Source organism: Caballeronia sp. LjRoot29 (genome assembly GCF_964252755.1).
GTDB lineage: Bacteria > Pseudomonadota > Gammaproteobacteria > Burkholderiales > Burkholderiaceae > Caballeronia.
In genome coordinates this window covers 26,679-37,026 of record NZ_CAXUPU020000053.1, presented here as the reverse complement: position 1 = coordinate 37,026, position 10,348 = coordinate 26,679, and the positions used below count along the sequence as shown (strand labels likewise).

At 56.9% G+C, this 10,348-nt stretch carries 8 protein-coding genes; 3 read left to right on the top strand and 5 right to left on the bottom strand.

Annotation, left to right across the window (positions count from 1 at the left end; genetic code table 11):
- From ACSQ83_RS33795 to ACSQ83_RS33775, 5 genes are all read right to left on the bottom strand, one after another.
- Positions 1-1,299: cellulase family glycosylhydrolase (locus ACSQ83_RS33795; RefSeq protein WP_436231102.1), on the bottom strand; the 1,299-nt coding region annotated here is incomplete at its 3' end.
- Entirely contained in the window at positions 1,296-2,567 is a 1,272-nt protein-coding gene (locus ACSQ83_RS33790; RefSeq protein ID WP_436231101.1) for a hypothetical protein, read from the bottom strand. The genes ACSQ83_RS33790 and ACSQ83_RS33795, both read right to left, overlap by 4 nt.
- Positions 2,568-3,167: 600 nt before the next feature.
- Positions 3,168-4,709 carry a N,N-dimethylformamidase beta subunit family domain-containing protein gene (locus tag ACSQ83_RS33785; RefSeq protein WP_436231100.1) on the bottom strand — a complete coding sequence of 514 codons (1,542 nt, stop codon included), beginning with the start codon at positions 4,707-4,709 and terminating at the stop codon, positions 3,168-3,170.
- Between the two features lie 27 nt (positions 4,710-4,736).
- A complete protein-coding gene (locus ACSQ83_RS33780; RefSeq protein ID WP_436231099.1) occupies positions 4,737-5,267 on the bottom strand; it encodes a hypothetical protein in 531 nt (176 codons plus the stop codon).
- A 42-nt stretch (positions 5,268-5,309) separates the two neighbouring features.
- A complete protein-coding gene (locus ACSQ83_RS33775; protein WP_436231098.1) occupies positions 5,310-5,819 on the bottom strand; it encodes a glycosyltransferase family 2 protein in 510 nt (169 codons plus the stop codon).
- 577 nt (positions 5,820-6,396) lie between these two features.
- Between ACSQ83_RS33775 and ACSQ83_RS33770 the strand changes: the two genes are divergently transcribed.
- From ACSQ83_RS33770 to ACSQ83_RS33760, 3 genes are all read left to right on the top strand, one after another.
- Positions 6,397-7,245 carry a phytanoyl-CoA dioxygenase family protein gene (locus ACSQ83_RS33770; protein WP_436231097.1) on the top strand — a complete coding sequence of 283 codons (849 nt, stop codon included), beginning with the start codon at positions 6,397-6,399 and terminating at the stop codon, positions 7,243-7,245.
- A gap of 134 nt (positions 7,246-7,379) precedes the next feature.
- Positions 7,380-8,621 carry an acyltransferase family protein gene (locus tag ACSQ83_RS33765; protein ID WP_436231096.1) on the top strand — a complete coding sequence of 414 codons (1,242 nt, stop codon included), beginning with the start codon at positions 7,380-7,382 and terminating at the stop codon, positions 8,619-8,621.
- A 728-nt stretch (positions 8,622-9,349) separates the two neighbouring features.
- Positions 9,350-10,228, top strand: a complete 879-nt coding sequence (locus ACSQ83_RS33760) for a hypothetical protein (RefSeq protein ID WP_436231095.1) — start codon at positions 9,350-9,352, stop codon at positions 10,226-10,228.
- Positions 10,229-10,348 lie beyond the last annotated feature (120 nt).

Here is a 10,348-nt window from a genome sequence, read left to right as displayed (position 1 = left end):
AACAAAGACCGGTCCCATTGCCTCCGGGACTGCCTGGATACCGGTAGATGCCCGCGGGGTGCCGTACATATCGGTCACGATCGCGTTTTTAGGCAGACGAGAGGTATCCAGGTCAATCGTGCTTCCGTCGCCGTAGCACCAAATCACATACTTGGTTGCGGTCGCCGTGAGCAGTTTCAGAACGATGTATTTGTCGTAATCATTGATGAAATACCTGGCATCGCTGACGTTTGCCGTGAACGAAAATAAATGCTTTGTTGCGTTATAGACAGGCAACTTAGTGTTGCCTGCGTCCAGCAAGCCAAAGTTATGTTCCCGATCCTCGGGATTGGTACCGTCGTTGCGCATGTCGTAATACGCCGTGAGCCCGATCTGCGAAATCCAGTTTGCCAGCAACAGACGTACGGTGTACTTGGCCTGACGTTCGCGCGCTATCGGCGAGTGCCCGTTTTGAATATCCGATACATAGGCGTAGCCATAGGCCGGGTACCCCAATTCAGTCGCCCAGAGTTGCGGAACCTTGTGATAAGTCGACAGATCCTGATCTAGTGCGCGGTAATCTTTAAAGACCGTCTCGGGGTACTGCTGCCGGTAAGGATGGACGCTCACCGCGTCCGGTCCCACTCCAGTCGTACTGATATCGCCGACAGCACGAATAAAATTTCGGTTGGCCTCCGTCACGCCGCCCGTGGCAATGATCGCTTTCGGATTGGCGCTCTTGGCCGCATTCACGGCGGTCTTCAGCATAGCCCGATAAGCCGAGGGCGACGGATCTGCCAACCAGAATTGTTTCGAGTCCTGCTCGTTCCACACCTCGAAGCGAACTGCCGCTTTTTTGTAGCGAAGCGCCGACTGGTAGACATAGGTATAGAACGCGGCAAGCTGGGAGGGCGTTGTCGGCGCTTGCCTCGGACTATACAAATCATTGTCATAGCCCAGGATAAAGAGCACGCCTAACCCCCTTTCCGCCAGATTGGATACTGCCGTGTCATATAACGAAAAATGCCAACCGCTGGCGTTCTGTACCGCTCCCCAAAAAAGGTCCGTGCGCACGAATGAGAATCCGACATCCTTGACCGCATCCAGCAATTTCGTATCACTGAGATCATGGACCGCCACGCCGGTGTCGGCGCGAGAAGCCGAAAACTTGGGCAACGCGGTGTACGTCCTTTCGGCAGAATTTCGCGCGCCATCCGGGGCGATCGTCGGCGTCGCGAGTGCGGGAATCGCCTGGAGAGCGAAGCAACTCAGGAAGACCGTGATCGCTCGGCGATACAGGGCGTCTTTGGGATTCTTCATTCCGAGCCTTCCGTTTTTGTTTCCACAACGGTCGCATTCCACGCGCCGCGCGCTAGCCGATCTCCTGGAAACGGGCGGCGGTTGCGCCTGATTTCCGGGTGCCGTGCGCGCCTAAGTGAGCGGTCAGGCAAAAACTCAGTCGTTTGCTCGAGCAACAAAGCACGGATCGTGACGCCCAGGAACAAAAGGCAGCCAAGCGATTCGACAACGTCAGTCGTGATGCCGCTGATCAACAGGAAAAACAGCATGATCAAAAGACCCTTGTCTTCCGATTCACGCAATAGTACGAACTTAGCCAGCAAGATCGCGAGAAGAAATCCTCCGAGCAGTCCAAAGTTGGCGACTGCATAGAGAGCCAGGTTGTCCGCGTAGCCAACGTTGAAACCAAAGTCGCCCTTGTAAAAGCCGGCAGCAGCGCCGAATCCACCAGGACCGATCCCCAACCAGAGGAGCTTTTCCTGAAGCATGCCCTGCAGGATCCCCGGCCAGGTCTCCACGACCCGGTCCTGGAACGAATAGAGCGCGCCGGATCCGACAACGACATCGTTCACCGCGGAGGTGGCAATATAGGATGCAAACGGCATGATGATCATCAGCGCCGCCGACCAGATGCAAGCCTTTCTCAGTGTCGGCGCGCGCGCAAAGCTATATAGCGCGAGCACAAGTGCCAGTGCGACGACCGTCGTCTTGTTGGTCGTTGCCCAAATGGCGACTGCCGACGCAACGAGCAACACTAGCAGGACGACGCGCGAGCGGACTCGGGACAGCAGCCACGTCATCATTAGTCCAATCTGCAGTCCTGTTGCGGCACTGCTCCGCCCGAATCCCGGCAATCGCTTGACGAAGCCGGTGTAGTTTTGTTGGGCGTTGCCGATGTCAACACCCCCAACATCTGCTTTTGTCCCGATCCACGGCAAGGGCATGAAATAGTTCACATAGACGCCCACCATGCACACCACCGCCAGAATGGAAAATGCGATCCGAGCGGTGCGCCCATTCAATATGGCAAGGGCTTCCGGCGGCGCCAACATGGCGAACAGCATGGGGGAAACCAGCCAGAGCCAGAAAAATATAGCCGTCAGCTGGACGCCGTTGGCCAGCGACACGCATGCCTGTACAGCGATGTATAAGCCGGCCAGGAGGTGGCCGATCTTAGGCGGCTGTTGCACGAGGAGCACCACGATGCAAATCAGCATCAAAATCTTCGGTGCGTAGAAAATCGGCGTCGCTCCGAAGACCGACGCGTAGTAACGGAATGCTCCTGCCATTACATCGCTAGCAACCGCGATAAAGAAGGTGAAAGCCCAAAGTCTGTTTATCACTGGAGATCCATTCATTTTTTCACCATCGCACGATCGTCCGGGGATTCATAACCGTCTCAGATGCTTTGAAATGACGGACTTGATAATTCGTTACACGCCTGGTATTGCACGGGCCAAAACTAAAAGACCAAAAGACGACTCGCGGTAACCGGTGCCGCTCTGCAGCATTGCGTTAAGCCGTAGCGATCAGCACTAATGGCCGCGCCACTGACGACCTTCGCCGCATGAAGAATCGTATAGGTGTGAGAAATCGGCGAATGTACGGCGACGCACGCTAGGATAATTACGCCTAACGCACACCTGTTATTCCGCCATGTAAGCTGAAAGTAAAGGGGATGTTCGCCTCGGCCGGCAACGCGCACGCCGCTCCGTGGCGCACGTCTCCGGCGTCAAACGCCCGGGCCAGCGTGTGATTCACTGAAGACGGGCGCGGCCGCGCGTAGCAGGAGGCGCGCTGAATGCCTGTGAAAAAGGAGCAACATTAAATCCCAGTACCCCGGGCGAAACGGATTGTTGCCGCCGCGGTAGCGCTGCTTCGAGCGGATATTAGATCGCGGCGGTATCGCCGACCGCGGGAGTCTCGGTTGCCTCGCGCGGGGCACCACCCTGGGCCTGCTGGGCCGCACCATCGAAAGAAAGGCCGATGAACCGGTGCACCACATTGCGCGTAATCCGCTGCACGACGAGATTGCTTTTGGCCCTAGTGTCGAGCAACACCCTCGCCCAGTCGGTCGTTCCGCAGTTGAAAACCTCGCCTTCGCTCAGCGTGCCCGCCAGATTCTTCGGGCGGAACATGCCGAAAGCGCCGATACCGCCCATCTCCCAACCGACAAGCTGCCGGGTGCTGGCGAGTGTTTCGAAGCCGGTATGCGGTTCGTCCGGCGGCAGGCCGTCGACTTCGTAACCGACCAGGCGGTCGTCGGCGCCAAAGGTCTCGCCTTTTTTCAGTCCGGTGCCCGTGAATACCCAATGTTCAGGTCGCGCGACCGTAAAACCAACTGCCCCGCGCTTGCGGTTTATCCAGCCACCGCGCCAGCGTTTCCACCTGCCGTAATGGCCACCCCCATAGCTGTAGCTCAGGCCGATCAGGTGGCGTTCGTTTCCGCATGCCCGTGGATCGTCGTTCGGCTTTTCCGTCAGCAAGTCCCAGTCGCCTGCCAGCTTGCGCATGCCGATAGGGTTGCCCGCAGAATCACGCGAGAACCTCACGGGCCGGTAGCATGTGTTGCCGCTGAACACTGCGAGATTGCCGCCCTGCTCGACGAAGCGCGCCACGTGCTCGCGCATCTCGTGGCTCCAGTACTCATGGTGGCCGACGCTCAGCATGCAGCGATATTTCGTAAGATCGAGCGCGCTTCCCTCATGAAGGTCCAGGTCGGTATAGAAATCGCATTCGACGCCTTCCGCCCGCAGCCAACGAATGAACTTCGCGTCCCAATGCGAGAACTGCTGGCGCGGCGAGGCGGAATCGTACGGATCGACGGGCTCGCCGAGCTGCGCGCCAAAGCCACCGCCTGGGCGGCGCAAGCTCACTTCCAGGGCGGCCGGACGGCGATGGATAGGATCGTTGTAGTAACAGCCGCCGCCAATGGAGTTGTACGCGTGGTAGGTTGCGACCGGCACGATGTAGGCGATCGGCGCACGCGGAGTTCGCGGACGTACAATGACAAGCGCCATGCTGTCGCTTGAGGGAGGCGAGCCGGATACCGGCTTACGGCCGAGGCAACGGCGCCCGGTTTCGTCACGCGGTTTTCCCGCAGCCGTAACTTCATAAGCGACGGCCACATATGCGCCGCTTGAAAGCGCGTCGGGAGCAGGCAGATCCGGCCGGATGCGGATGGTCGGCCAGTTCCAGTCATGGTCGAACTGCTCAGTTTCGGTGCTTCCCGCCGACTCGAAAATGTAATGCCCGTGCACCAGCGACGCCTTCACATTCTTCTGCCCCTCCACCGCCACGCCGCTGCAGAACAACAGCAGTTCGTCGCCGGCCTGCTGATAAATCGCCACCCCGAAGCGGCGCTTCGGTTGCACTGCAAGTTCAAAGGCTTCACCGGCAGTGAAACTTGTGTGGATTGGATAAATCTGCATGGTCGGTTCCTGAAAAAACGAATTCCCTCAACGGCTGCTGGCGGTCGCACGCGTCGGAAGATTACCCAGGGGTTCGGGCTGGATCATCAGCGGCGCTTGGCGGGACGGCCTGAGCTGGAGGCCGAACGTGCGTTTGACGAGTGTCTTCGCCTGAAAGATCCGCCGATCGATAAAGATCCGGGACCGGTATTGCAGCGCTGGAAGAGCCCCGGCAGCCTGCGTTTGCGCGAAGCGGCTGTAGCGCGCGGCTATGTTGTCGATCATCACCATCGATTCACGCAACGCGTTCGACGGTACGCGTGACGCCTCTACGCACGCATAGCGGAACGCCTTGTGGAAGATCGAAAGCCAGTACGCGCCAAGTGGTCCAGTGGCGCCGCTCTCGCAACGTTCAAGCGCTTCTTCGGCCACGAGCGCAATGCCCTGCGCCGAATGCAGCGTGGCACGCTGCGTGATGCTGCCGGCGCGACGCCGGTAATAATAGAGGTCGTCGGCGAGGCGATATAGCGTGCGGGCGCGCGTATAGATGAACGGAATGACAGCGAAGTCCTCGTACACCCGGCCGACTGGAAAGTCGATGCCATTCCACAGTTCGCGACGTTAGACACGCGCAACGGGAAACGCCTGGCAAACCTTGGCAAACTCCATGAGTGCAGGAAGATCACACACGCGCTTGCCGATCGTTGCAGGGTCGATGAGCTCCATGCGGTCGATTTGCTTACCGTCCGTATTAACGATCCCGAGATTGAACTCGATGATATCGGCGGAGCCGTCGCTCAGCAGCGGCAGAATTATTTCCGAGAAACGCACGTCCCAGACATCGTCTGCATCAAGAAACCCAATATACGGCGATGTTGCGACCGCAATGCCTACATTGCGTGCGGCGCTCACGCCGTGGTTTTCCTGATGAATCACCTTGATATGACGGCCGGCTTCGGTGTCTTGCACTGCCCGGATTCGTTCGAGCGTGTGATCCGTTGATCCGTCGTCCACTACGATGAGCTCAATCTCCTTTGCACGCGATTGTTGCAACGCCGATGTTAGCGACGCGCCGATGAAATGCTCGACGTTGTATGCGGGAATGACAATCGACAACAACGCTTTTTGCATGGTTTCCCCTTGGCCGCAGTCTCTAACAGCCCTTGTTCGTTGTGGCGCGACGTCGGGACTTTTTCCAATAGCCCTGACAAGAATGCGCCCTAAGCCAATCGCACAGATTCTTACACATATTCTTACGACTCGTAAGGATAGTAACGCCCCCTTGTGGCCGGAGATGTGCGGCGCCCAACGTTAATCGCGATCAACTGCGCATAACCTGAATGCCTGCAAGTTTCATGCGCTGCTGCCTATACCGAAGCTGAATACAAGACAAGAGCGAAGCCGACAACGACCCCGCGCAGATATTTCACTCCTCGTGGCAAACATAAATAGCGCAAGCCAGTCTCGGCCGCGTAGAAACAGCTTCGACAGGGAGAGTTGCCATGACGTCAATCCCGCGCAAGTTCGACCCCACACGAGGCACTCGGAAAAAACGTTTTATGCGCTGAATCGCACGGAGCGCTGATTTGTAACATGGTGTAGTGAAGGCAAATCCAACTAGAGCCGGAGGCCTATTTTGAATCACGCCATAACTGCCCCCGCTGCCTTGTCACTGAGCCAAAAAGAACGCTTTTGGCAAGACGGTTTTATGCGGCTAGAGCACGTAGCAGACCTTGACGAACTTGCTGCGTTGCGGCGGGTGGGTCATCGCCTGCTACAGAGTAAAGCAGGCTTTCGAGAAGGGTTACTTTTCGACTTCTATCCCGAGCATACGGAGTTCGACGAGCCCAAGCTCGCGCAGTTGCACCATCCGTCAATGCTGGACCGCAGTATCGCTGAGACGGAACTGCGCCGTGCCGCGCATCGAATTGCGGTGCAATTGCTCGGCAACAAGGCACGCTTCGTCAGCGACAGTTTCTTCTACAAGCCAGCCCATGCCGACGCGGTGACGCCGTGGCATCAAGACGAAGCCTTCACCGATCCGAGCATTGAATACCGCGAGATCAACTTTTGGTTTCCGTTGCAAAATGTGTCGCTCGAGAACGGCTGCCTGCAGTTTATTCAAGGCTCGCACTTGGGACCCGTGCTGCCGCACCAGCCGATTGGGGGCGACCCGAGCACTCACGGCCTTGAATGTTTCGACGGCTTCGATCCCGCCAGTGCAGTAGTGTGTCCGCTCGACCTCGGCGGTTGCACAATTCACGCCGGGCGCACGTTGCATCACGCAGGCCCCAACCATTCGGACGCACCGCGTTACGCGTACGCAATGGTGTTCGGCCTGCCGCGACGCGCGGCGAAAACCGTGCGGACGTTCCCGTGGCACAGCGACCGAGAGTTGTCCCGCGGCATGCGCGTGGATCAGTCGCGCTCCCGCGGCTTCTATTTGCCCTACCTGTATCGGAAAATGCGTGAGTTCGACACCACGAGTGCGTATGAGTGGCGCCTCGCTGCGCGTCGTCTTGCGAAGCTCGTGGCGAAGCGCCAGCGGCGGGTGTGATTCGGGTTCGCTCTACCGATGGCTTTGGAATGACTGCCCGTTCCTGCTAGGCACTAAATGAATAGATCTGGATAACGTTCTCTTATCTAAGGGGAACCTCATTGAAGACGACAGCCGGAGTAATGCCGCATCGAATGTCTCATATCGATGCGATTCGGGCCGTGGCGGTCCTGCTTGTCATGTGGACCCATTTCGCTGTTAAGTTCGCTCCGATTGCCGGTTCGGAACAATGGATCAACGCGACGCAGTACTACGGCAACTTTGGACGGATCGGCGTCGTTGTATTCTTCGCGCTAAGCGGGTTGCTCATACCAAATAGCTTGAACGGTTCTGTTGCCGTGGGCACGCGTCAATTCCTCATTCGACGGTTCCTCCGCCTGTATCCGACATTCTGGTTATCGCTGCCTATTGGCTTCTTTGCGTACTGGATGCTTTTCGGTATGCATATGAACCTTGCAGGATGGCTAGCGAATGCGACTATGCTTCCGGACGCGCTCGGTAGTGATCCAATGATGCCGCACTACTGGACGCTGGAGACCGAGCTGGTATTTTATGCACTTTGCCTCGGATTATTCTGGCTAGGTGGAATCCAGCAGATGCGCGTCCTGTGCATCGTTTGCGCTGCGTTGAGTGCAGCTTTTGTCGTTACGACGGCGCTTCATGTCCTTCCCGCCAATGCTCTCGGTCAGTACAAAGGCATGCTCTTTCATCTGTCGATCATGTTCTGGGGTGCTTGCTTCCGCAAAGCCTACGACCACCCGAAAGAACGCCTCGTGCTTGGATTGCCAGGGATGCGGGCACTGCGCGCGGAGTACTCCTACAAGGAAGCATTCCTAGGCGTAACCGGGATCCTGATCGTCGTTTCATTATTGATCGGGGTGTTCGGGATCAAACAACATGATGTTGAGCACATCATCCAGTCGTTCAGCTATCTGGCCGGATTGGCAATCTTCAGCGTATTGGCGACCGAATGGAAGATTCATCTGCGGTTTTTTGCGTGGCTAGGAAAAATCAGCTATTCGATGTACCTGCTGCACTCCATACCGGTGTACGTGATCTTCTGGTTGTGCAGTCGGGAAGGCTGGAAAGGTGCCCCGCTCGCTGTCTATATGATTCCCTCAGCAGTGTTAGCGGTCGGCCTATCGTGGCTGAGCTTCAGCGCAGTTGAAGCTCCGTGCATCTGGTTCGCGCATGCGCTGACGTCGGCTCGGCGAGCGAAAGCGCTCGATGCCGTCGATGCCGGCGAACCTGCACAAGAAAAATGGCCCACAGTGGCCGCGATCCGCCTCGAAAACTTGTTGCCCGAGTCTGAGCATGGTCCGAGCGATACACCGCCTTTGCCTGGCATGCAGGACAACGTGCTCTTATCTAAGTAGCGCTCTGCTCTTTTACGACGTTTCCGACTGAATTCAAACGATGCACGCCAAATAGTCCGAAGCGATCCGGCGTTTCGACCTGGCAATTGAGGACTATTTGGCGGCCATCGCCCATTCGCTGCGAGCATTCGCTTGCAAGCATGACCAAGCTCGATGCGACTCTGAAAGCCCAAGCCGGATCGCTCCTGATGATCTGCATCCTGGATTCGGAGGATGCGGTTTGGGTTCTAAATAAGGACTATCTAACGTCCATTCGAGATGCAAACGTTTAGCTTGACCTCGTGCACGTAGAAAGCACTGAGGACAGAGAAGAGCAACCTGTGTACTCGCGTAACTGCACGACGTGTCGGCAAGCATCTGTACCTGACCCGGGCAGCCACTTTCGTCGCGATACCGTTAAAAATTCACCGCTTCGCTCTCGTCACATCATAAGCAGACATCGATCTTCTAAGTTGATCTATGAGCCGCTAATGAGTCTTGGTTAAAGGTAGAAACGATCAACGAAATCTTAAGGCACAACTCGCCTCGACTTCTCAACAGCACTAGCCTGCGTCTTTGCGATCGGCCGTAGTCGATGCGTCTCCGCAATCGTTTGCTTCCAACCATACCGGCAGCTTTGCAGTTGCAAGTATTATTCGAGCGCACAACCGTGAACTATTCGAGATGTTCGACTAGCTATTTCGGAGGGCGAAAGAAGCGAATGTTCGTGCTGGGGAATCGGGTCATGTGTGCGAATTCGTACGGAAGACTACACAATTTTCCGTCAATGTCCTTACAGCGAGTATGAATTCCCATTTCGCATCGAAAGCCCGGTCAAGAGGACTGCGATGAACGCTTTGAACGACGGATTGCCGCTTAGCGGATTCTTACCGGTGAGCCCAGAGAGTGCGCAGGCACTAGCCGAATCGATGGACGATACGGGCGTAGGGATACTGCGCGATATTGTGCCGGATGCGATTCTCACGCAGATGCGCAGTTTCGTCGCCCAACAGATCGAGGAGCATGACGGCCAATACTTCGGCCTTGAAGGAGAGGCATGGATCGCCGATACCTGTCTTAATCCGCTGTTTGAGGACCCGGGCTTTCACGCGTTATTGCGTGGTCTCTACGAACGGAAGATGCGCACAGCGCCGCACAGCGACCGGATTTTCCCCGTCCTGCGCGGACTGACCGGCACGCACGGACTGCGGCACGCACTCAACTTCCACTACGACTCGTATGTCGTCACCGTACTGCTGCCGATTCTGATCCCAAACCGCCCGGACGAACCCTCAGGCCATCTGGTCATGTTTCCGAATCTGCGCGAAGCGAGGAGCTTCGCGATCGTCAACATCCTTGAAAAGCTACTGGTAGAGAAACTACTGAAGCGGATGTGGCGTTTGCCGCGCGTGCAACGATTGCTTTCGGCCAAAATCGTGCCGCTGACGCCGGGCAATCTCTACTTCTTCTGGGGCATGCGCTCACTCCACGCGAATCAAGCCTGCCTGCCGTCCAGCGTACGCTGCACTGCACTACTTCATTTCGGCGATCCGCACGAGGGCAATGTGTTCAAAGGCATCTCCCACCAATTGCACTTAAGGAGACTTCAGCGCATGGCGCGAAACTAGGACTTCGCAATCAAGCTTGAGTTTGAGCGGCCTCGCCCAGTTGACGCGGAGCACGGGGACACCGCATCAGGCGCTCCTAAACTCCTGGCTTCAAAAAAGAGAAGGACCTGAGTATTGCCA

Bases quoted from the DNA above. Each gene is read 5' to 3' on its own strand.
- ACSQ83_RS33785 (WP_436231100.1), bottom strand. From the start codon at position 4,709: ATGCAGATTTATCCAATCCACACAAGTTTCACTGCCGGTGAAGCCTTT.
- ACSQ83_RS33775 (WP_436231098.1), bottom strand. From the start codon at position 5,819: ATGCAAAAAGCGTTGTTGTCGATTGTCATTCCCGCATACAACGTCGAG.
- ACSQ83_RS33790 (WP_436231101.1), bottom strand. From the start codon at position 2,567: ATGGCAGGAGCATTCCGTTACTACGCGTCGGTCTTCGGAGCGACGCCG.
- ACSQ83_RS33765 (WP_436231096.1), top strand. From the start codon at position 7,380: ATGTCTCATATCGATGCGATTCGGGCCGTGGCGGTCCTGCTTGTCATG.
- ACSQ83_RS33770 (WP_436231097.1), top strand. From the start codon at position 6,397: ATGCGGCTAGAGCACGTAGCAGACCTTGACGAACTTGCTGCGTTGCGG.